This window comes from Ruegeria atlantica, assembly GCF_001458195.1.
GTDB classification, from domain to species: domain Bacteria; phylum Pseudomonadota; class Alphaproteobacteria; order Rhodobacterales; family Rhodobacteraceae; genus Ruegeria; species Ruegeria atlantica.
This window is the reverse complement of the sequence record NZ_CYPU01000013.1, coordinates 44,857-67,445: the sequence shown is the minus strand read 5'-3', so window position 1 is coordinate 67,445 and position 22,589 is coordinate 44,857. Positions and strand designations below refer to the sequence as shown.

20 protein-coding genes and 2 pseudogenes are annotated in these 22,589 nt (G+C 53.5%); 16 read left to right on the top strand and 6 right to left on the bottom strand.

Annotated elements, in window-relative coordinates; genetic code table 11:
• Positions 1-46 precede the first annotated feature (46 nt).
• Positions 47-1,207 carry an IS30 family transposase gene (locus RUA4292_RS03965; RefSeq protein ID WP_058276330.1) on the bottom strand — a complete coding sequence of 387 codons (1,161 nt, stop codon included), beginning with the start codon at positions 1,205-1,207 and terminating at the stop codon, positions 47-49.
• 280 nt (positions 1,208-1,487) lie between these two features.
• On the opposite strand from RUA4292_RS03965, the gene RUA4292_RS03960 reads away from it, so the two are divergent.
• From RUA4292_RS03960 to RUA4292_RS03950, 3 genes are all read left to right on the top strand, one after another.
• Positions 1,488-2,720, top strand: a complete 1,233-nt coding sequence (locus RUA4292_RS03960) for an alpha/beta hydrolase (RefSeq protein WP_058276411.1) — start codon at positions 1,488-1,490, stop codon at positions 2,718-2,720.
• Positions 2,721-2,765: 45 nt separating this feature from the next.
• A complete protein-coding gene (locus RUA4292_RS03955) occupies positions 2,766-3,251 on the top strand; it encodes a hypothetical protein (RefSeq protein ID WP_145974852.1) in 486 nt (161 codons plus the stop codon).
• A gap of 807 nt (positions 3,252-4,058) precedes the next feature.
• Positions 4,059-4,766 (top strand): IS6 family transposase, encoded by a 708-nt coding sequence (locus RUA4292_RS03950; protein WP_058276409.1) that lies wholly within the window; start codon positions 4,059-4,061, stop codon positions 4,764-4,766.
• Positions 4,767-5,272: 506 nt separating this feature from the next.
• Here the strand turns inward: RUA4292_RS03950 and RUA4292_RS03945 are convergent.
• Together RUA4292_RS03945 and RUA4292_RS03940 are read right to left on the bottom strand one after the other, a co-directional pair.
• Entirely contained in the window at positions 5,273-5,806 is a 534-nt protein-coding gene (locus RUA4292_RS03945; RefSeq protein ID WP_145974851.1) for a hypothetical protein, read from the bottom strand.
• An 819-nt stretch (positions 5,807-6,625) separates the two neighbouring features.
• The gene (locus RUA4292_RS03940) at positions 6,626-7,243 is read right to left on the bottom strand and encodes a helix-turn-helix domain-containing protein (RefSeq protein ID WP_233493339.1); all 618 of its coding nucleotides are present in this window, start codon (positions 7,241-7,243) and stop codon (positions 6,626-6,628) included.
• Between the two features lie 102 nt (positions 7,244-7,345).
• Between RUA4292_RS03940 and RUA4292_RS03935 the strand changes: the two genes are divergently transcribed.
• The 7 genes and pseudogenes from RUA4292_RS03935 to RUA4292_RS25135 all read left to right on the top strand — a co-directional run.
• Positions 7,346-8,536 carry an LLM class flavin-dependent oxidoreductase gene (locus RUA4292_RS03935; protein WP_058276407.1) on the top strand — a complete coding sequence of 397 codons (1,191 nt, stop codon included), beginning with the start codon at positions 7,346-7,348 and terminating at the stop codon, positions 8,534-8,536.
• Positions 8,529-9,206, top strand: coding sequence for a glutathione S-transferase family protein (locus RUA4292_RS03930; RefSeq protein ID WP_058276406.1), 678 nt, complete (start codon positions 8,529-8,531; stop codon positions 9,204-9,206). The genes RUA4292_RS03935 and RUA4292_RS03930 overlap by 8 nt, the downstream gene beginning before the upstream one ends.
• Entirely contained in the window at positions 9,206-9,688 is a 483-nt protein-coding gene (locus RUA4292_RS03925) for a flavin reductase family protein (RefSeq protein ID WP_058276405.1), read from the top strand. The genes RUA4292_RS03930 and RUA4292_RS03925 overlap by 1 nt, the downstream gene beginning before the upstream one ends.
• Complete coding sequence (locus RUA4292_RS03920) at positions 9,685-10,581, top strand: alpha/beta hydrolase (protein WP_058276404.1); 897 nt, start codon at positions 9,685-9,687, stop codon at positions 10,579-10,581. The genes RUA4292_RS03925 and RUA4292_RS03920 overlap by 4 nt, the downstream gene beginning before the upstream one ends.
• Positions 10,578-10,952 carry a nuclear transport factor 2 family protein gene (locus RUA4292_RS03915; protein WP_058276403.1) on the top strand — a complete coding sequence of 125 codons (375 nt, stop codon included), beginning with the start codon at positions 10,578-10,580 and terminating at the stop codon, positions 10,950-10,952. The genes RUA4292_RS03920 and RUA4292_RS03915 overlap by 4 nt, the downstream gene beginning before the upstream one ends.
• A 529-nt stretch (positions 10,953-11,481) precedes the next feature.
• Entirely contained in the window at positions 11,482-12,189 is a 708-nt protein-coding gene (locus tag RUA4292_RS03910; protein ID WP_058276402.1) for an IS6 family transposase, read from the top strand.
• A gap of 52 nt (positions 12,190-12,241) precedes the next feature.
• Positions 12,242-12,397 (top strand): annotated as a pseudogene (locus RUA4292_RS25135) (IS6 family transposase); the annotation flags it as partial.
• A gap of 66 nt (positions 12,398-12,463) precedes the next feature.
• Here RUA4292_RS25135 and RUA4292_RS03905 read toward each other — a convergent pair.
• Together RUA4292_RS03905 and RUA4292_RS03900 are read right to left on the bottom strand one after the other, a co-directional pair.
• A complete protein-coding gene (locus tag RUA4292_RS03905; protein ID WP_058276401.1) occupies positions 12,464-13,714 on the bottom strand; it encodes a M24 family metallopeptidase in 1,251 nt (416 codons plus the stop codon).
• A complete protein-coding gene (locus tag RUA4292_RS03900; protein ID WP_058276400.1) occupies positions 13,711-14,496 on the bottom strand; it encodes a HalD/BesD family halogenase in 786 nt (261 codons plus the stop codon). The genes RUA4292_RS03905 and RUA4292_RS03900 overlap by 4 nt, the downstream gene beginning before the upstream one ends.
• A 99-nt stretch (positions 14,497-14,595) precedes the next feature.
• Between RUA4292_RS03900 and RUA4292_RS03895 the strand changes: the two genes are divergently transcribed.
• The 3 genes from RUA4292_RS03895 (at position 14,596) to RUA4292_RS03885 (ending at position 19,282) form a co-directional block, all read left to right on the top strand.
• A complete protein-coding gene (locus RUA4292_RS03895) occupies positions 14,596-15,492 on the top strand; it encodes a LysR family transcriptional regulator (protein WP_058276399.1) in 897 nt (298 codons plus the stop codon).
• A 491-nt stretch (positions 15,493-15,983) separates the two neighbouring features.
• Positions 15,984-17,066: a DUF2652 domain-containing protein gene (locus RUA4292_RS03890; protein ID WP_058276398.1), complete on the top strand. Its 1,083-nt coding sequence runs from the start codon at positions 15,984-15,986 to the stop codon at positions 17,064-17,066.
• Between the two features lie 503 nt (positions 17,067-17,569).
• A complete protein-coding gene (locus tag RUA4292_RS03885) occupies positions 17,570-19,282 on the top strand; it encodes an adenylate/guanylate cyclase domain-containing protein (protein ID WP_058276397.1) in 1,713 nt (570 codons plus the stop codon).
• A gap of 71 nt (positions 19,283-19,353) precedes the next feature.
• On the opposite strand, the gene RUA4292_RS03880 is transcribed toward RUA4292_RS03885, so the two are convergent.
• The gene (locus tag RUA4292_RS03880; protein WP_058276396.1) at positions 19,354-19,767 is read right to left on the bottom strand and encodes a cupin domain-containing protein; all 414 of its coding nucleotides are present in this window, start codon (positions 19,765-19,767) and stop codon (positions 19,354-19,356) included.
• Between the two features lie 409 nt (positions 19,768-20,176).
• On the opposite strand from RUA4292_RS03880, the gene RUA4292_RS03875 reads away from it, so the two are divergent.
• From RUA4292_RS03875 to RUA4292_RS03865, 3 genes and pseudogenes are all read left to right on the top strand, one after another.
• Entirely contained in the window at positions 20,177-20,671 is a 495-nt protein-coding gene (locus tag RUA4292_RS03875) for an aminopeptidase P family N-terminal domain-containing protein (RefSeq protein ID WP_082636988.1), read from the top strand.
• Between the two features lie 31 nt (positions 20,672-20,702).
• Positions 20,703-21,344: pseudogene (locus RUA4292_RS03870) on the top strand (IS6 family transposase); the annotation flags it as partial.
• A 255-nt stretch (positions 21,345-21,599) separates the two neighbouring features.
• Complete coding sequence (locus RUA4292_RS03865) at positions 21,600-22,550, top strand: Bug family tripartite tricarboxylate transporter substrate binding protein (protein ID WP_058276395.1); 951 nt, start codon at positions 21,600-21,602, stop codon at positions 22,548-22,550.
• Positions 22,551-22,589: the final 39 nt, after the last annotated feature.

The following is a 22,589-nucleotide window of genomic DNA, read 5'->3' as shown; positions in this document are numbered from 1 at the left end:
CCGATCACCGACTGAAACCGTCGGATGTCCGCTCTGCGGTGCCGTTTCAACCGATCGCCGCAACACATTCATGGAACGTCTCTGCTGGTGAGAAGTAATGCAACGTTTTTCTTGGCCGCTCGTTGAGTTCACGAGCAACTGCGTCGAGATGTTCCTGGCTGTGCACTGAGAGGTCGGTGCCCTTTGGGAAGTACTGGCGCAGGAGACGGTTGGTATTCTCGTTGGTGCCGCGTTGCCACGGGCTGTGCGGGTCGCAAAAGTAGATGTCGAGATCGGTGGCCAGTGCCAGGTTCTTGTGATCGGCAAGCTCTTTGCCGCGGTCCCAGGTCAGCGTCTGGCGAAGCTCTCTCGGCAGATGTTGGATTTGTGCGGTCAGCGCAGCCACGACAGTCTGCGTTTCTTTCCCGCCCACCTTCACGAGCATGACATAGCGCGTGCGCCGCTCCACCAGCGTCGCGATGAAGCTGTTCTTCGAGCCGGCGATCAGGTCACCTTCCCAGTGGCCGGGAATGGCGCGGTCTTCGACAGCGGCCGGGCGTTCCCGGATCGAGATCGCATCCTTGATTTGACCGAGCCCATCCCGCTTCAGGCTAGCATGGCGAGACCGGCGGATGGCACGTGTCGCGCGCAAATGTGCAAGCAACTCCTTCTTCAGAACGCCACGGGCCTGGATAAACAGGCTTCTGTAGATCGTTTCGTGAGACACACGCTCGCCCTCGTCGTCGGGATGCTCGCGCTTCAGCCAACCCGCGATTTGCTGCGGCGACCACTTGCGTTCGAGCTTCTGAGCTATTGTGTGACAGAGCGCCGGCCTCTCCGCCAGCTTGCAGGGCTTCGGACGCCGTGCACGCTCCCAGGCTGCCTGATCGGACTGGGTGGCCCGGTAATGCTGACGCCCCCCGTTGCGCCGCACCTCCCGGCTGATCGTCGATGGAGATCGGCGCAGCTGACGCGCAATTGTACGAACGGACAACTCGGCTCCAAGCCCGCGTGAGATTTCTTCGCGCTCTGCCGTTGTCAACGCCCACCGTGATCGCCGCCGCTCTGGTGGCCGTATACCACCCGTTCTCGCAAGCAGGGGATAGATCGACGACGAGCCTCGATCAAACAACCGACCGATCGAGCTCATCGACTCCCCGCACTGCCAGCGATCCCAAATCTCTGCCTTCTGTTTCTCCGTAAAATAAATCCGACGACGATAAGCCATACCAACACTCCATCCTTGCTTCCAAAGTGAAGTGTTGCGGCGATCCGTTGAGTCCGCCGGACAAAGCTGCCATTCTTTAGTCCACGGAAAGTTGCACTGAAAATGGTGTTTGTGCCGTTTTGATTTCACTCCAAGTTACCCCTCGTGCTGTTGTTTTTGGGGAGACTGATATGCTGCTTAACGACAATCAATGCATCCTGGCTCTAGGTCTATCTAAATTGTGTCAAGATATTTAACATGCTAAAAACGCAACACTAAAATTTCTCTGGATCTTTGAATTTTGAAACATCCAAGCGAGCAGCGACTTTATGAGGGCGCAAGACTGGCGTTCTCAAGAGCGGTTAAGCCAGGGCTGCGGAACGCTCGACTTTTTCTAAGCGGCGTTGAAAAACTTCCCAACCCTACCTGGCAAACGTTTTTTTTAGCTATAATTGCCCTATTGCTCTTGTCTTGTTCAGCTCCGAAAAATCTCGTCGGTATTGGATTGAAAGCCCCGCTAGATATCGCGCAAGATGCAGGCCAACACCGCCTTTTCATAGCAACGACTAGAGTGCCGTCGAGCGTTTCTGGGGAATTTTACTCCGGCGAACGAAGCCAAACCCTTAACTTTGCGCAGGTAAAGGTTTCAGTGCCGCCGACACATGTGCCAGGCAAAATTGAAAGACCTAGGCAATTACCACCCGATCCGCAAAAACACTTCACAATCAATCAACCAGTTTCATTTAACACGGAAACGCAGTTTCAAAACGAGTTGACAGCACATTTGAAAAGTCGGCCTAAAGAAAGGCGCAACATTTTATTATTTGTCCACGGGTACAACACGAACTTGACATCGGCCATTCTTCAAGTGACGCAATTTGTCGAAGACACGGGGTACGATGGTGTTCCTATTCTTTTTTCATGGGCCTCTAGCGGCAAAACACTGAAATACGTCTACGACATAAACAGCGTGCTTTCTGCGCGGGATCAATTAGTCAAAATGTTTTCGGCTTTACAGCTTGCAAGTGTCGAAAGCTACGATGTTGTAGCGCATTCTATGGGTTCTCTTCTGGTTATGGAGGCTGCACGCCAGATTATTATTACAACAGGTATAAACCCAACCGGGAAAGTTCGAAATGTTGTGCTAGCCGCTCCGGATATCGACCTCGATCTTTTTCTGTCACAACTTAGAAATTTTCCAGAAGGCGGATATAACATGATCATTCTTGTTTCATCAGATGACAAGGCATTGTTGGCAAGCCGCAGAGTGGCGGGGGGCGTATCTCGTATTGGTCAGCTTCCGGCCACTGAATTGGACAGACGTGGAATAATCGCCATCGATTTAAGTGATGTGGACGACGAGAGTTCTTACTCGCACGCCAAATACAAGGATTCTCCCGAAGTCGTTCGACTGCTTGGCGACGCTCTAAAGAATGGCAACAGTTTCTACTCGCGACCCAAGCTAACCATAGGACAGACAATTGGTGTGGGTGTCGATGGAACAATCAACGCCTTGACTCCAAATCTTAACTGACACCCACTTCACACATCTGATCTGACATAACAATCGGAGCGTTCAATGCCTTGTACGACAGGAAGGTTGCCAAGTTTTCTGAGAAATTCACTTAGCGTCTATTTGATCTGTCTGTCGGTGTCCACGAGTCAAGCGCTCGGTGCAGGTTGCCCGGAGAAGCCAGAATTGTCTGGGAGCGTTACTTTCACTGGTGAGACCAGGTCTCTATTTATCGGTGTTCGTCAAGGCCAAGGAGTTTTAGAACTTGAAGAAGGGCAGGAATTTACGTTTTCTGCACGTGGCCTAAAATTCGGGGAAACTGGCACCCGTGATGGCACGATATCGGGAAATGTCTACGGCCTACAATCACCTGATGATTTCCCAGGCCTATATCAGGGGGTTGTCGGTGGTTTTCTTGCAATTGCAGGCGAAAGCGACATTGTGCTGGTGAACTCGAAATGCGTAACTATCGTGGCGCGTGTTTCTGCGGTTGGTTTGAATATGTCTTTGGAAGCGGATCAGGCCGTTATTATCCAATTCACTGGCGATTGATTTTGTCTTACCGGGCTAACCTTTGTTTCCGAATATTTAGTATAGCTCCTTCGCCCGGACACTGTGTTGCCCCATTGGTAGTCTTACCCGTCCGCTAAGGGCTCGAAGCAGTCATTCGCTGCGATTAAGTCGGACGACTGCTATATGAACTAAACCGCCTCTTACAAGGCCGTCAATTTAAGGGGGAAAACCTCGTCTCATAATCAGAGCTATTTGCTTTTACCAACTTTCTGTACGGTGTGGTTAATTTTGGCGTAAAATCACAAGCCGTTTTGCGGAATAGTTTTACATCACCTGTGTTCCTGCGCGGGCATAAATGCCCGAACGGACAAATAGCCAGGGCTGTCCCATGACCAGACTACCCCCGCGTTGCCAATCATCCCAGGTTAGGGTGACGCGGGGAACTTTTAATCCAAGCGGCGGTCCTTGCCGTATTGAGCTTAACCCAATCCAATAGTGATTTGTGAGGGGGTAACGAGTTACGGCCCCGCCATTGAGCGGGGCCTTTTTCGTTGAGGCTAAAAAGGCCAGCTTCGCAATGCGGACTCACTCACACACTTGCATTGCGAAGCTGGCAAAAAACCCTCCGACAGGGGGATGGGTAGTCGGAGGTGGCAGCTCAATTATGGGACTGAGCAGGGTGAAATAACTACAGAATGACAGGGTGCGCTAGGCGTTCATCGGAATAGGTTAGGTATCCGAAAGTATAGTTACACTCGACCGAGCTTAATCCGCGGTACCAGCTTCGAAGGTCTTGTCAGAAGAACTTTGCTTGAGCGGGGCAGGGCGGGTGCATAGCATTTAGGAATGACCAAACCTGCCACCTTCAAGTACTTCAAAACCAGTCCTGAGATCATCCGCCTGGCGGTGATGCTGTATATTCGGTTTCCACTCTCGCTTCGGAATGTCGAAGATCTGCTGCATGAGCGAGGCATCGACGTGAGCCACGAAACTGTCCGATATTGGTGGAACAGGTTTGGCCCAATGTTTGCTGCCGAGATCAGACGAAAGCGTGTTCAGCAACTCCGAGCCTTTTCAAAATGGAAGTGGCACGTGGACGAGGTCTTTGTGAAGGTGAATGGCAAACGCCACTATCTCTGGCGTGCGGTCGATCACGAAGGTGAAGTGTTGGAAGCGGTTGTCACCAAACGCCGAAACAAAGCTGCAGCGTTGAAATTTCTTAAGAAATTAGTGAAACGCCACGGCAAAGCTGAAGAAGTAGTCACAGATCGCTTCGCATCCTACAAGGCTGCGCTCAGAGATTTGGGCGCTCTGGAAAAACAGCAGACGGGCAGGTGGCTTAACAACCGGGTTGAGAATTCGCACCTGCCGTTTCGACGACGAGAACGCGCTATGCAACGTTTCAGGCGCATGCGAAGTTTACAGAAATTCGCTTCCGTCCATTCCTCCGTATTCAACCACTTCAACCAGGAAAGATCGCTAGCCAGCCGAGACACCTTCAAGCTGACCCGCGCCGCCGCACTTAGCGAGTGGCGTCAACTTTGTTCCGGATAGGTTCACGGTTTCTGCGGCAAACTGAGACTGGTTCGAATTCGTCTGACAGCACCTAAAATATAACGTTTCAAGTTTTCTTACGCGCGATAAGAAGTTTGCGCTCGCGCGCTTGAGCTTTTCCTGCGAATTCAAATATCCAGCTCGTGCAGACAGTTGTGGCAGTGTCGTTTCGATAAATGGTTGTAGAGATGTGTCCCTGGTGTCGCGGTAAAAAGTTCAAGCCATACCGGCCACCTACGTGTGCTGAAAAGCCAATTGCAGATAGTCTGGATAGTCCCATAACCAGACTTTGGCCCGCGTTGTCGATCATCCCAGATACAGACGACGCGGGCATTTCATCAACAACTGACTTTGAGAATGTTTTTTGCAGAGTAACTGCGTCAGGTGAGTGATCGTTAATCTTTCAGCCAATGGAGCATGAAGGCGTTCAAACGGTATCGATGTCCGGCTCACGCGAAATATTTGCACTAGCACGGGGGTGCTAGAGCAATTTTTAGTGCGCAGTTTTAACCGGAAATACCGTCAGTACACGTGCGCGCTGCTTCGACTGCCGCGCTGACGCCAGTCAGGTTTACTTTGATCGGTTGCTTGGTTTTCTTTGGGAAGGCTGTCAGTGTCCCTTCCTGCATTATGGCATTCACCATGTTGTCGTCTTTGATAACGAAATAGGCGCCCTTGTATTCACCGCGCAGGTCTTTGCTTTTCATCCCACGGGCTTTGCCGTCGAATACGAAACCGTTGATGTCAATTTCGACCTTCTGTTTGTTTTTGATGTCCACATCCGCCAAAGTGAATACTCCAATGTACGCATGCTTTTTGTTATTGGTAAGACCGATCTGGACCGCGTGCCCAAAGTCATCTGTTCGCTCTATCAAACAAGCCTGACGCTCAGCATCGATGAAGACATTCCAACCTTCGACTGGATCACCGTACGGTGCAAAGCCGTCCTCAGCACCAGGAATGGGGTCTTCCGCAAAAGCCGGTACTGCGAAGGCAGCCGCTGCCATACATGAAACGGCTGTGAATTTGACTAATTTCATTTGTAACTCCTACAAAATAGATTGAACAGTGAGAGTTATTCTGAACGCTATCGAAATCCAGTAAAGCCAATTCCCACCGAAGTCTTTATGCAAGCAACTTACCGCCACGTCGAAGTCCGCTGGTTTCCTTTTTGAACGGCTGCTTGGTTCGGATTCTGTTGAAAAACTCGGAAATCTGAGAAGCTCGGATTTTCCGCGAACGGGCGATCAATCTAAAAGTCCAACTCCGGCATTGATGACAGTCGTTGAGGCGCGCTCTGGCAGCCAGCGTCGGATTTTGGCCGACCCCTCACCCGAGAATTCCTACCAGGTCTGCACGAACAGTTTTTGAGTCTGATTTGCGCAAATTCGGAGTTTTTCAACAGTATCTTCGCATAGCAGTCGTTCGACTTAATTGCAGCGAATGTCTGCTTCGAGCCCAAACTTACCAATGCTGCATGTGTCCTTAAGGTCAGCTCCTCGCAGGAAGAGGACTTTGAAAAGTCTGCCAAAATGTCAATTCTGGCCCGCTCCTACCGTTCATTGGGACACTCGAACGCTGTATTGCGGCCCGCCAAACCAGACTTTCGTTGCGCGCGCGTAGTCCGAGTTTTTTAGAGAGGCAGAGGTTGTGCAAAAAATGGGTTATCCTTTTCTACCAACCAAACAACTGTCTCGTCGTGAATCTGTCCTGCCAGATTAGGATGTTAGACAGTGCCGCAGTTATTTGTAGCATTGTATTACAAGCAACACTGTCAAAACGGAAAAGGAAATAACGGGGTCGTTTTCAATCTGCCACACACAAAAGCACTTCATGCATTTGCAGTAGCAGACCAACAGTCACCACGTGATACGGATCGGCGACATCGCCCAGACCATTGTGGCTTCTTTCTCAGTCTTGTTGCGAAAGCGGTGGGCGATCATGGATGGATAGGAAAAGCTGTCTCCTTCACGCAATGAAATGACTTCGCTCCCGAGACGTAGCTCAACTTCGCCGCTAAGGACGATGGCGTGTTGTTCACCTTCAAATGAATACCCTTCCAGTGGCTCGGGCGGTTCTCCTGCGCCGGGGCGGAACCGTGATAGGATCAAGTAACAATGGCCGGACAAGGAGCTTGAAAGCAATTCGTCCTCAAAGCCTAATTCATCAGTTGAGCGCGTATACATCGCGGACAGCGCCCTACGGTTCTCGCGGCGCACGACGTGCTTTCGCTCCAGCGGTCCGTCGCCCTCCTGTTTGGGAAAGAACCAGCCCGGGTCAACCGCAAGCGCATCGCTGATTTCGCCAAGTAGGTCGTCCGACACCTTAGCTGTCCCAAGCTCAATCCGGCTGAGATAGGCTTTGGAACACAACACCACTTCGGACAAGTGCTGTAGGGTCAGCCCACGTGCTTTGCGCACTTCGCGAATTTCACTTCCGAGCCTTTGGGCGTCGGTCTGAGACACGTCATTTTTCATGACTTCAGAATAAATGATTTCAGTTGACTTTTCGAGCGCAAATCAACTTAGTTGAAAATGAGATGAAAAATCAACTATTCTTCTACCGGCCGGGAGAACGTTATGCGCTTTGATTTGATTGCCAATTTTAGCCCTGGTGAGACGATTCCCTGGGCGCGCACGCTGGAAATGATCCTCGAACAGTGTTCGCTGACCGAGCAGGCAGGTTTCACAACTGCTTGGTTCACCGAGCATCATTTTGCCCATAACGGTTACATGAATGCGCCGCCCAACCCGATCCAGATGGGGACTCACATAGCTGCGCATTGCAAAAAACTCCGGGTCGGAACAGCCCCCATCATCCTGTCCGATTGGCACCCCCTGCGCGTGGCTGAAGATGCCGCGATGCTTGATAACATGACCCAAGGCCGGTTTGATTTCGGCGTGGCCAAGGGCATCAATGAACGCTCAACCATCCAGTTCAACGCAGATGCGGATCGGCGCGACAATGCCAAGGTGATGCGGCTGTATCAGGAGAGTCTTGAGATCATCCTGAAAGCCTGGACCAATGAGGCCTTCACCCATCACGGCGAATTCTATCAGTTCCCTGTGCCCGGCTGGAAAGAGACCAACCGGTTCTTTGACCCTCTGGACCCGCGTTATCACGATGAAGATGGCGAATACAAAGCGATGTATGTGCATCCGCGCCCCTATTCCAATCCTCATCCGCCGGTCTGGCTGATGTCGAACGCACCGCCCACGTTCAAATTGGCGGGGGAGCGCGGTTGGGGTGTGATCTCGATGGCAGCTGGCCCCAAGGCGACGCTGGCCTGTTGGGAACCCTATCGCCAAGCCCTGTCGCAACGCGAAGGGCGTGAGGTGAAGCTTGGCGAAGGTGTTGGTGTCTGCACGGCTTTTTATGTTGGTGAAAGCATGGAAGAAGCGGTGAACACGATCCGTGGCCCGATCAATGCCTATTACGAATTCCTCGGCGGGTCGCGTCCCAAGGGGGAATGGACCAAGCACGGCTATCTGGATGTCGGCGAAGAAATGTCTTCCGAAGATGAGGACATGGATTGGTTCGATTTCCTCAACAAACGCGGGATCATCGTGGTGGGCGACGCCGAATATGTCGCGGATCGGTTTGCAGAGCGGCAGGAAACCATCGGCCTAGATCACCTTATGCTGATGCAGCAATATACCGGCGTACCCTATGAGAAAATCCTGGCCAGTTGGCATCGTCTGTTCGAGCATGTTGTGCCCCGGTTCGGCACGCAGTCCATCGCCCAGAAAAGGATGCTGGAGCATGCTTGAGATTTGGGGGCGCCCCTATTCATCGAACGTCATTCCCGTGATTTGGACGGCGAATGAGCTGGGGCTGGACTACACGCTGCAACTGGCCGGGGGCAGCTTTGGCAAGCTCGACACCGAGATGTATTCGCAGATCAATCCCAACAGAATGATCCCAGCGATCCGCGACGGGGATTTTGCGTTGTGGGAAAGCCTTGCCATCGTTCGCTATCTCTGTGACCGGTACGGCGCAGGAACGCTCAGCCCGTCCGACATTCAGACCCGAGCGATAGCGGATCAATGGATGGAGTGGTCGGCCAGCCACGCCTTTGGGCCTGTCATCTACCTGTTCTTTGCAACCGTGCGCACTCAACCTGATCAGCGTGACCCGGAAAAGATCGCCAAGCTGCGCGATGAAGCGCATGAAGCCCTGACCATTCTGAATCAGCACCTCGCGGATAAGGCCTATGTCTGCGGCGACAGCTTTACCATGGCGGATATTCCCCTGGGGTGCGTGGCCTATCGTTATTTCAACGTCGAGGTCGCCCGCCCGCCCTTGCCGAACGTCGAGGCCTGGTATCAGCGGCTGGCGGAACGTCCCGCCTATCAAGATCACGTCATGCGTCATTTCGGGACCAACCCCGATGAATGGGCTGCGCTGGAAAAAGCCTGCTCCAGCGAAGGGGCTCTATGATGGACGTCCGGGACTATCGCCGTGCCCTTGGCGCCTTTCCGACGGGTGTTACCATCGTAGCCACCTATGACGCGGACGGTGAACCGTGGGGCCTGACCGCCAATTCGTTCACCTCGGTCTCGTTAGAGCCGCCTGTGATTTCGGTTTGTGTTGCAAAGTCAGGCCGGGTCTTCCCAACGCTGTCGCAATCGGATCACTTCGCGGTCAATATCCTATCGGCCGAACAGAAGGACCTTGCGATGCATTTCGCCAGCGACGTCGAAAACCGCTTTACCGATACTGAATGGACCCCGGGAACCGCGACCCCCTTGATCCCCGGCGCCACAGCGCAATTAGAGTGCACGGTTCATAGCAAGGTCGACGCAGACGATCATGAGATTCTCTTGGGCCGCGTCATCAACTACGCCCACGTGCCCGTTCCGCCACTTGTCTTTTGCCGCGGCACGTTCTTCTCCGCGCCCCAACCCGAGGCTTCGTCATGAGCGATCACCTGACCTATCACACCCGCTTCAGCGCTGATGAATTCGACGCACAATACAACCTGCGGGCCGGACGACCGGACTATGAAGTCACTGTCATTCCGAGTTGGAGCAGCAACAGCGAGTCGGCGCGCGCCTCTACCGATTGCAGTCTCGATATCCGTTATGGAGAAGGCGAAAAACAAAAGCTGGATGTCTTCCGTTGTCAGGATGCGGATGCGCCGACGCTGGTTTATGTGCATGGCGGCTACTGGCAGCGCGGCGACAAATCGGTTTACAGCTTCATTGCACCGCCCTTTGTCGCGTCGGGTATCAATACTGTTGTCATTGGCTATGACCTGTGCCCATCGGTAACCATCACGCGAATTTCCGAAGAAATCCGCGAAGCGATTGCCTTTATCTGGCGCAACGCGCGCGATTTTGGCATCAATCCAGACCGTATCACCGTGATGGGCCACTCGGCTGGCGGCCATATCACCCAGATGATGATGGCGACCAATTGGCCTGCTTTCAGAGCGGATCTTCCAACAGACCTGATCAAATCCGGCATCCCGGTTTCACCGCTCAGCTACCTCGAACCGGTGCGTCTGACTGAGGCGCTCAATTCCGGCATCCGCTTGACTCCGGAAGAGGCCGAGGCCGAAAGCCCGATGACCAACCATCCTCCGGTTACAAATGCACCGCAGCTGGTCGTTGTTGGTGGCGCGGAAACGGATGAATTCCACCGGCAGGCACGGATGTATGTCGAAAAATTTGGGACGGCAGACCGCGAGGTCGGCCTGTACATCGTCCCGGACGCCGATCACTTTGACGAATTGAATGTGCTTGTCGACCAGGCAAGCCCGTTCTTCAAACACACTTGCGATATGCTTCATGGAAAAGGACCGCAATCATGACCGCTTTGACCCGAGCCCTCGTCGACGCTGTCGGCGACGCGTTTAACGCTAACGACATCGATGCAGTGATGAAGCATTTCGCAGACGACGCCACATTTGACCACGCCGTCGGCCCGGACGAACATGGCATGCGGCTGGAAGGCGCCGAAAAGATCCGCGGTGCATTTTCTGCGCTGTTCGAAAAAGTCGAAAACGTGCATTGGGAAACCATGGACTGCGCGATCTCGGGCAACAAAGCCTACTGCGAATACCGCCGCACCGCGACGCATAAGGATGGTTCTAAAGAAGAGTTTCTGAGCGTCGACATCCTGACCTACCGTGATGGGCTGATAGTCCACAAGGACACCTATTACAAGCAACGGACAAGTTGATCGCTTATCCCCTGATGCGGCCAGACCTTCGACAGGCTTGTCGGTGGGGCGCGTCGTCGCTTAGGTAAACCCGACCACGGGTGACACTTTCGTAGCCCGCGCAACCAATGCGCGCTTTGGGCCTGTTCATTGTCGTGCGGCACCAGTTGTTTCGGCCTCTGAACCTATTTCAGGGGGCCGTGCAGTAATATTGCAATCAGCAAGCCAGACGACTGTCAATCACGATTCATGTCGTTCGTCCCTTTCACGGCGACGCGCACTTCCCGCCAATTCTGTTCTTCTTCAACAAGCACGTTCCTTGTTCAAATTTTCCAATGTACGCTTTGAGGAATGCCCGAGTTTTTTGCCGCAAAGCAGCGAATTCACACTTTTCGCCCTTCCGCTTTTTGTCTCGGAAGCGATGCGCGCAAACCGGTCTTTCGTTGTAAAATTGCGAATGGCTGCTCCGTCCGCTCAGCAGGCGTTCAACGAGGGTCTTGTCAGAAGAACTTTGCTTGAGAGGGGTAGGGCGGTTGCGTAGCTTTTGTTCATGACCAGACCTGCCTCATTCAAATACTCCAAAACCAGCCCTGAGATTATCCGCCTTGCGGTGATGCTGTATATTCGGTTTCCACTCTCGCTTCGGAATGTCGAAGATTTACTGCACGAGCGAGGCATCGACGTGAGCCACGAAACTGTCCGATACTGGTGGAATAGGTTCGGCCCGATGTTTGCTGCTGAGATCAGGCGGAAGCGGGTGCAGCAGCTGCGCGCGTTCTCGAAATGGAAGTGGCACGTGGACGAAGTCTTTGTGAAGGTGAATGGCAAACGCCACTATCTCTGGCGTGCAGTTGATCACGAAGGTGAAGTCCTTGAGGCCGTTGTCACCAAACGCCGAAACAAAGCTGCGGTACTGAAATTCCTCAGGAAATTGATGAGGCGGCACGGCAATGCCGAAAAGATCGTCACCGACCGCTTCGCTTCCTACAAGGCTGCTCTAAGAGAATTGGGTGCTCTCGAAAAACAAAGGACGGGCAGGTGGCTCAACAACCGCATTGAGAATTCGCACCTGCCGTTCCGACGAAGAGAACGCGCAATGCAGCGTTTCAGGCGTATGCGAAGTTTGCAGAAATTCGCCTCCGTCCATTCTTCCGTCTACAACCACTTCAATCAGGAAAGATCGCTAGCCAGCCGAGACACCTTCAAGCTGACGCGCACCGCCGCTCTTGCCGAGTGGCGCGAACTTGGTGCGGCATAAAGGGCAGCTATGCTGGCCTAGCTGAGACTGGTTCGAATTCGTCTGACAGCACCGTTTCAGGCGCATGCGAAGTTTGCAGAAATTCGCCTCCGTCCATTCCTCTGTCTACAACCACTTCAACCAGGAAAGATCGCTAGCCAGTCGAGACACCTTCAAGCTGACCCGCGCCGCCGCTCTTAGCGAGTGGCGTCAACTCTGTTCCGGATAGGTTCGCGGTTTCCGCGGTAAACTGAGACTGGTTCGAATTAGTCTGACAGCACCCTTTGAAGCAGCGCTACTCAAACGGGAAGCTGTCCAGCCGTTCAGCCCCTGTTTCGGTCACGAGGACCTGGGTTTCCAATTTGATGCTTTCCGAGCCCTCCTCAGCAATCAGACTCTCCACGCAGACAACTTGACCAGGCTCAAAACGCCCTGACATCGCACCTGCGCCCCAGTCCACATGCAGCGGCACCACCGGCCATTCATCGGCCATGCCAACGCCATGGATCGCCAGTGAATAGCGGTACGGCACATGGGCCTCCGGGATGCGCCAGCTTTTGTCGTTGAATTCATCAAAGCTCACGCCTGGGCGCACAAGGTCCAGATTGTGATGAATCTGCTCCAACGCTGTGTCATAGAGCCGCCGTTGCCTGTCATTCATCTGGGTGTACCCGCAGGTCCAGGAGCGTGACAGATCGGCACAATAGCCATAGGGCCCGATCATGTCGGTATCGAACGAGATCATCTCACCTTCCTGGCACACTCGGTCTGAACATTCCTGATACCACGGGTTGGTCCGTGGGCCGCATGTCAGCAACTTGGTCTCCAACCAGTCACCACCGGAGCGGGCGTTTTCAAAGTGGAGATGCGCCCACAGCTCGCGCTCGGTAACACCGGGATGGGAATGGTCGAAGATCCGGGCCATCCCGGCCTCGCAAACGCGGACGGTCCAGCGCATCAGCTCAATCTCGTCTGCAGATTTGATAGACCGCGCAATTTCGGTCATTTGCGTGCCCTCGACATAGCTCAGCCCGCGTGCCTCAAGCGCGTAGACCCCGCTGCCATCCAGACGGTCACAGGCAATACGCGTGTTGCCGCTGCCAAATTCCCGGACAAGACCGGCAATCTCATCGGCCCAAGCGTCTGTAGCGGCACCAACTTTGTCGCCCGAAGCCATGAACATCCAGGTCCTGGCAACCCGAACTTCATCAATGCCAAGCAGGCCCTCGCATTGGTGCAGACAGCCCTTGAATTCGAACATGATAGCCGGACCATCTGCCAAGATAAGCGCGTAGCGCATCGGGTTATGCAGCGTCCAGACCTGCATGTTCGAACAGTCAAATGCATAGCGGATGTTGCAGGGGTCATAGAGCAAAAGCGCCGCACAGTCCGAGCGGTCCAGTGCCGCGCGTAAACGGCCAAATCGATAGGCGCGCGCGCGGGTAAATACATCATCGTTGACCGGGCTTTTCAGTGGTTTGCTTGCGCCCTCGGCGTTTAGATAGGTGAGCTTGCGATCGTCCTTAAAGGCAGTGTTCGGGCTCATGCGGCGCGACCGTAAAAGCCGATGCGTTCCTGTTCGGAGAACTCCACGCCCGGGCGTTCGTAAAAGGAAAAGACGGCAATGATCCTGTCCTGATCGCCTTTCACGGGCGTCACGCGATGGGCCGTGTTCTTACCCTTGAAGATGTTGAGCGTTCCCGGCTCCAAAACGATGCGCTTGGGGCTGCGGTGTCCTTCCAGTAAGTCGGCCACACCGGCATAGTTCGGATCATCCGCACTACGCAGATCCTGATCATATTCAAACTCACCGCCGACTTCAGGCGCTTGCAACAGCAGGGTGGTGGTGAACTCGGAGCGGTCAAAGTGCCAGTTCAGCGCCTGTCCTTCGTGATACCCCATCACATTCACGCGCGCCAAAGGGTCCTGCATGGTGAATAGCACCGACTTGTCCATCACCGACGCTAGGAATTTTGCAAAGGGCGGCCACTCATATAGCCGGATCACCGCCGCCTGGCCCATCTGATCCGCGCAGATCGTGCGGTTCGAGGTTTCGTATTCGGTCAACGCCGGATGGTCGGCGGGCAGCCCTTCGATCTCTTTCTGGAAGTAAATGTTGTGCTTGCGCGAGTGAGTGAAAGACTGCGTCTCCAGAACGGGTTTCAGCTCTGCCACAGCCTCGGGTAGCGCATCTGCGTTTATGAACCCTGCCAAGTTGAACAGGCCGTCCTCTGCAAGCTTCGCCTTGCAGTTATCGACTAGGGTCACCCAGTCCGGGCTGCCGGGCCGGTCCAAAGGATAATCCTGCAGATTGATTAGCTCGCGCATGGCAGTGCTCCTCTTGCTCGTGAGCAAGTTACGTCCGTACCCCTTTTCAACAAACAGTATTTCTATTTATGATGCATAAGGAAAACTTTTGGAGAACCTGTGACTTACAACGCACCCCTAAACGCTCTCAAAGCCTTTGAAGCGGCTGCCAGAACCGGGTCGTTCACGGCCGCCGCGGCCGAATTGGGCGTCAGCTCCCCTGCAGTCAGCCAGCAGGTGAAGCTGTTGGAGGCGTTTTGGCAGCAGGCTCTGTTTATCCGCCAAGGCAATCGGCTGTCTTTGACTGATGCCGGGCAGACTGCCTACCCGCAGTTGGCCCAGGCCATGGGAAGCCTTACGGAACTATCGGCCAGAATGCAAAGCGACGAGATCAGGAAAACCCAGCTGGTGCTTAGCGCGCCGCACTCAGTTGTGGAAACCTGGTTGCCAAGGAAACTTGCACCACTGATGCATACCGATGACTATTCTCCGATTGACGTGCGCATTGACGACGACCCCATCGATTTTGTGCGCGACAAGATCGACATGCGGATTTTCTTTGGCCATGATCTGTATGGCGATTTCCAAACCGAAAACCTGATTGCCGACAGCCTGATCGCTGTCGCCAGCCCGGATTTCATTCGCCGTTTCGGCTCCCGGGTGCAGGATCTGCCGGATCGCTACTTGATCCACACACACTGGGGCAGCGGCTTTGCATCATCGCCAAACTGGGAAACCGTGCTGCCGGTCGGCAAAACCGTCAATCGCAGTCTGGGCATGTCGGTCAATTCCAGCAGCACCGCCTTGAACTTTGCGCGCAGTGGTTTTGGCGCAGCCTTGATACCAGCAGAGATGGCGGCGGATGATCTTTCTTTGCAGCGAATCCTGCAGATGGATACCGAGGCAAAGGAACTACCCCGAAGCTACCGTATTGCATATCCCAAGCGGCTGCGCTTCAACCCAACCATTGTTTGCGTTTTACATGCTCTGTCACACTGGCCAATTCAATCGGAGTGAGCGACAATCTTTATGCTCCAATGACGACAAAGCTGCCGTTCCTAAATCGAAGGCTTAAGTCTGCTTCGTCCCGCACAGCGGTCTTTCAGGCTGAACGCGGCGAAAGACAGCTCAGAGCCCAAACTACCAATTTGCTGCGGCGCGACGAATGTCGGCTATACCACCAATTTCGGTGGCTTCAGCTGAATCAGTTTTACCACTTCTCACAACACTTCGCGTCTCGCCCTTCGTAGGCCTCCGAAACCTTCGCCGGGTCCAGTTCGAATTGATTTTCGGTGACTAGGTCAACGCCGTCAAACGCATGCTGTTGCCTGCGCAGTTACGCGATAGAAATGCGCCGGTGGTGCTCTCTGGGCTGCGTCCGATACCAAACAGCAGGCGTTGCGATCTCAGCAGCGTCTATCTGATATGTTGGACGAGGGCAGACCCGCTTGCCCGCTATTTTGGCGGCAGCTACAGTGAAGATACGCAATGCAAATGGGGATGCTCGGATGTCTGTTCAGACAGGTTACCTGCTAATCGCGGATATTACGGGTTATACGGGATACCTGACCCGGTCAGAGTTGGAACACGCCAACCCAATCATCCGGTCTTTGCTTGAAGCAATTGTAATAGAGCTGAAGGACCCAATGAAGTTGCGGGGTCTCGAAGGTGACGCCGTTCTCGCTTATTCGAGTGGACCGTTCCCTTCAGGTGAAACTTTCCTCAACATATGCGAAAGCCTTTATCGGGGGTTTGCCGAACGCCGTCGTAACATTGTGCAGAATACGACTTGCCCCTGCAATGCATGTCGCAACGTTGCCGATCTCGATCTGAAGATCCTTGCACATCACGGGAAATTCGAAGAGCTTTCGATTGGCCCGATGAAAGATATTTCTGGTGCTGACGTCATATTGGTGCATCGCATGGCGAAGACCGATGTGAAAGAAGATACTGGTATCCGCAGCTACGCCCTTTTCTCGGAAGACGCGTTCCAGGCAATGAGCATCGAGTCTGATCTCATGCAATACAGCGCTCAGTTCGAGCACTTTGGTGACGTGCCCATGCGGGTCTACGATCTTGCAGCCGCCTGGCAAAGATACCGGGAGATCGCCGGACCCGTTCGCGTTGCCGATGAAGATGCTGTGTTCACAACCCGGCACATACTGAAGGCCCCGCCGGTCATAGCCTGGGAAATGCTTACGGATCCCCGGCTCAAGATGCGCTGGATGATGTTGAAGGACGCTTATCGGGAAGGGGATGTGTCGCGAACGTCTGCAGGCGTGCGCCTGCACTGCATTCATGAAGCAGCTCACTTTCAGATGCTGATCGTCGACTGGCATCCATTCGAATACGTGACCGATATCCTGCACAATTCTTCCATTGAGGGCCTTACAAACCTGGAGACCTATGAGTTGGTCCCGGTACAAGAAGGAACCGAGATCGTATTTCGGATGGGGCAGCTGACTGACGCCGAAGGCAAACATCATCCCGCAGAGGAATCTGCAGTAATCGATCTGTTCGAGAATTTTTATCCGGTGGCTTTCGGTATTCTGGACGAAATGGCGTTGGAGCTCCAACAAGAGAAAAAATAGTAATGAGAATGCTGCTTGGGCGACTATTAATCGGAACCGCCACCGCGAAACAGTCGGTCGCTGTGAAAATCCCTCGCTCAGGGTTGGTCAGCCGCCCAGCGATCAGGAACGAGTTGCTGTCATAATTTTCGAATATTTGCTTCGGAATAAGCGAGCTTTTTAACCGCCAACGTCAGCCAAAGCGGTCGCTGACGCGATCAGGTTGAACGGCAGAACTGTCCGCAAGGCAGACGTAGAGCGAATTTCACTGAATGACCGCTTCGAGCCCAAAGCGGAATTGCTTTGCCACGAACATTGGTAGCTAAAGAAACGCAAGTGACTAACTCCGCGGATATGAAGGTGACCGTTTGCTGAATGCGCGACAGGTATTTGAGCATTACCTTTTTAGTTGTGCGTGTATGCCTGTACCTGTGCTTTCTATTCATTAAGGCTTTTCAAAATCTGACGAATGGGCTGACAGAAGCAACCCACCGAGCTAACTTCATTGCAAAGAGGAGGGGTGAATGGGAAGACGTCTCACGACGGTATTGGCCGCCGACATTGTGGGCTATTCCGCGCTGATGGATCAGGACCGTACTGGCACAGTCGCTGCATTAAAGACCTTCCGCGAGGACACGTTTCTCCCGATCGTGGAAGATACCAATGGTTCACTGATCAAAAGCATGGGCGACGGCTGGATCGTCGAGTTTCAATCACCATCTGAAGCAGCAGCTTGCGCGATTGCAGTTCAGTCCGCCCACAAACCTGACCACATCAAACTGCGCATCGGGGTTCACACAGGGGAAGTGGTAACCGATGGCGATGACATTTTCGGCGACGGCATCAATGTTGCGGCGCGTCTGGAGGCTCTCGCGAAGCCGGGACAAGTGCTCTTTTCAGATACGTCACATAACAGCCTTGACCGTAACGATGCGGGATTATTCGACGGCGGAGAGCAAACCGAACTGAAAAACATCAAGCGGCATGTTGGAATCTGGTGTTGGCCAAAGGGTACGAAAGCCAATCTCGCGATCAAAGCGGATGTGAGGCCGGGAATCGCAGTGCTCTCATTCGACAATATGTCGGGTGATCCGGAGCAGGAGTTCTTTGCCGATGGCATAACGGAAGACATCATAACTGAGCTATCTCGGTTTCGTTGGTTGATGGTCGTCGCACGAAACTCTTCTTTTGCTTATAAGGGGAAAAGCACGGACATCCGCGACGTGGGCCGCGACTTAGGGGTTCGGTATGTACTGGAAGGCTCCGTTCGGCGTTCCGGGCAGCGCGTCCGCATCACGGGACAGCTCATAGATACCGAAAATGGGAGCCATTTGTGGGCGGACCGCTTTGACGGTGTGCTCGACGACATCTTTGATCTTCAAGATCAAGTCACCGAAGACGTAGTTACAGCTATTGAACCATCGGTGCGGCACGCTGAAACAAATCGTGCGCGTGCAAAACCCACCAAGGACTTACAGGCATACGAGCTCTACCTCCGAGCTTTATCACATTTCCACTTGCTGACTGACCAAGACAACATAGAGGCAATACGACTGACAAAACTGGCTTTGGATCGAGATCCGGAATACGCCTCCGCAGCGGGCTTGCTGGCATGGCTTCATATCCAACGTCTTGTGCAAGGTTTGGAACCTGTAGATCAGGGACCCAAGTCAGCTGTCGCGGCCGCAGAGCAGGTGCTGCGGAGCGATCGCGCGGACGGCATTGCAAAGGCTTATGCCGCACATTCGATCTCAATGCTGGCACAAGACCTGTCCCGCGCGCGGACAGCCTTTAAGGAAGCATTGTCGGAAAATCCCAACGCGGCGACGGTCCACATGCTCGCCGCTGCAAATCTTTATTTGCTGAATCGCCCTGACAAGGCGCTGGAACATGCAGTCCGGTCTGTCGAACTCAGCCCGGGTGATCCATTGCGGCACGCCGCTTTCATGGGACAGGGTGCCGCCTTGTTTCACTTGGGACGTTATGAGGAAGCCGCGCAGGCCTGTCGCGAAGCCTTGTCTGTGCGTACAACCTTCCTGATGAGCCACCTGATGCTGATTGCCTCGCTCGCTGAGCTCGATGACATAGATGCGGCAAAAACAGCAGCTGTCAAATTGAACGAAATCGCTCCGAATGCGGCTTCGATAACCGAGACAACACGTTTACCATTATTCTCTATTCCAACCTGCGCTGATCGCTGGCGCAGCGGGTGGAAAAAAGCAGGGTTGCAAGTGTGAAGGCAAACGGCACCCCCCCGGTTCCGACAACCATGCATTCGGTAAAGGATATTTCGCCTTTGTCTTGAAAATCAGTCGCTGACCAAAACTCTGCCTGGCTGGCCCTCCTCATGGACACGGAACACCAAAATGGTTGCCCCTTCGTCCCCTGAGCGAGCGGTGTGCACTTTTTTCAACGGAACGACGCCTACGTCACCTGAAAAAGCTTCTTGTTCGCCTTCGCCGTCTAGGATGAGGGTGACGCTGCCCTGCAGAATGTAGGCAAATTCTTCACCGGGATGCCAATGCATTGGTAAAGTGAGGTTTGGTGGTAGGGCAACATGGCTCACGACAACCTCCAAGCCCTCAGTGCTTTTGAGCGACTCGGTTAGCAAGTCCTGAATAAGCGGTTTTTGCAAAGTCGCTGGATCCCGCACATCGTGCGACATAGCCGCTGCGGCACCAATCACGACAATCAAAAAAGCAAATATAATTGGTTTCCACATCTAATCCCCTCCTACTTTTAGAAGATGATGGCATTGGGACCTTTTCGAAATCAATGCTGGTGTGCACGCTGTTAACTGCGGCGTTCCAAATTGTTGTGTCAAAGGCTGTTCCAGGGTCCGCAAAGTTCGCGGAGCGCTTCTTAGTGGACGGTGCGGCGAGTGGCGGCTTAGTCCGCAACTCGGACAGTCGTGCAAGGTGCTGCGAATGACTGCTGTGAGCGCATATTGCAAGACTTCGGAAATACCGCGAATGCCGCATTATAGGCGTTTGAATACAGCTGAATTGTCTCGCAGAAATAGTTTTCTCGTTTGTCGCATCCAATTTTGGAATTTCGGTTTGTGATATGATTTGACACGTTCGCAGCACACAGCCTAGCGTTCCGAAGTCATTATTTTCCAGGAATTTGCAATGCTTGAAGAGGCTCAAAAGCGCACCAGCGCATTACAGTCCCGCATGAAAGAAAACGGTGTCGAATGTGCCGTCATCACTGACGAAAGTTCGATTGCCTATCTTGCAGGTTTTTGGGGATACCTCGGCATTGAATTTGGCAGACCAACCATGTTGGTGATTAAAGCTCAGGATGAGCCGATCGTCATCACACCGTTGATGGAATCCGAAATGGTTGCAGAAATGACATGGGTCGAAGACGTGCGTGTTTGGGAGAACTTTGGAAACCGTACCTGGGGTGCGGCACTTGCTGGCGCTCTCGGTGCTAGACCGTCTGAAATTTGGGTTGAACGCAATACCATACCGGCCATCGTGCGCAACCATTTGGATGAAAACTTCACTGATGTCCCGATCAAAGATATCTCGGTAATTCTGGGCGCAATGCGGATAGTCAAGTCGCCGTTTGAAATCACGGGGATGAAGGAAGCAGGGTCTTGTCAGAAGAACTTGTCTTGAGGCGGGCAGGGCGAGCACTTAGCGTCGCAGGATGACAAGACGCAGCCCTTTTCGCTACTTCAAGACGAGCCCCGAGATCATCCGTCTGGCCGTCATGATGTATGTTCGGTTTCCGCTTTCGCTTCGCAATGTTGAAGATCTTTTGCACGAGCGCGGCATCGAGATCAGCCACGAAACTGTGCGTTATTGGTGGAACAGACTTGGCCCGATATTCGCGGCAGAGATCCGCAGAAACAGGGTCAATCGGATGCGGTCTTATTCGAACTGGCAGTGGCATCTGGACGAGGTCTTCGTGAAGATCAATGGCGAGACGCACTACCTATGGCGGGCTGTGGATGACGAAGGCGAGGTGCTGGAAAGTTATGTGACCAAGCGCCGTGACCGCAAAGCTGCGTTGAAATTCCTCAGAAAATCAATGAAACGCTGCGGTCAACCTGAATCCATCGTGACAGACAAACTGCGGTCTTATGGCGCGGCGATGAGAGTTGTCGGGAACGGTAGTCGGCAAGAGACCGGCCGCTGGCTGAACAATCGGGCCGAGAATTCCCATCTGCCATTTCGACGACGAGAACGTGCGATGCTCCGCTTCAGGCAAATGCGATGTTTGCAGAAGTTCGCCGCAGTTCATTCTTCCGTCTACAACCACTTCAATCAGGAAAGATCGCTAGCCAGCTGAGACACTTTCAAGCTGACGCGCACCGCCGCTCTCTCCGAGTAGCGCGAACTTGGTGCGGCATAAAGGGCAGCTATGCTGGCCTAGCTGAGACTGGTTCGAATTCGTTTGACAGCACCCGTCTGACAGCACCACACCCATATTCCAATGTTGCCAATTTTTGGTATACCAAATTCCAAATACCTGATACACCATGCTCACGAGATTACGAATCGGCCCTAGGGAGTGCCGGTTTGAAACACCTAGGAGGAACTAATGAAAAACTTTCTTGCCACCGTATCGGTCGCTGCAATGGCCCTAACGGGCTCTATTGCAGGTGCCGATGAGTACCCATCCAAGACTATCGAAGTCATCACTCATGCCGGTAACGGCGGCGGCACGGATGTCACTACCCGCATGATGATGCTGCGCGCCCGTCGTGAGCTGAAAACGGATATGGTTGTCGTGAACAAAAAGGGTGGCGGCGGTGCAGTTGCCATGGATCACTATCTGACCGTTCCCGCGGATGGTTATTCGATCCTGACCTTCACCATTGGTCACGCGGCGACTGTCGCAAAGGGCAAAACCGAAATGACGCTGGATGATATCCGTCCAATTGCACGCGGTACGGATGATCCACAAATCCTGATGGTACGCTGTGGCGCCTATGCTGACGCGGACGCATTCGTTGCGGCGCAAAAAGAAGCGCCTATCAGCTATGGCACCACCCATCTTGGCAACATCGATGACGTATCGGCATTCATGTTCACCAAGAAAGGCGGCATGCAGACCCCAAAAATCGTCCCGTTTGATGGTGGTGGCGAATTGGCGACCCAACTGGTTGCCGGTGCGGTTGACGCAGCTGTTCTGAACCTTGCCGAAGCTGGTTCGCAAATCGATGCTGGCGACGTTTGCCCGATTGTTGTTCTGGCGAATGAGCGTATGGCAGGCTTGCCTGACGTAAAAACCGCTAAGGAAATGGGCATTGATGTCAGCTTCTCAACGGTACGTGGGTTCGTTGTTCACAAGGACACGCCTGACGAAGTGGCTGAACAGATCGAAGCTGCTTTGATGAACTCGATGAACCACGGGGTTTATCAGGGCTTCCTGGAATCGGTCGGTCTCGACAGCACTTCGGTTGTTGGTTCAGAAGAGTGGGGCAACCAAATCACCACTATGGTCACCGATATGGAAGCGGCTCTGAAAGAGCTGGGGTTCATCGAATAATTTGACCAGTTGGCACGGCGACTTCCCTGTCGCCGTACC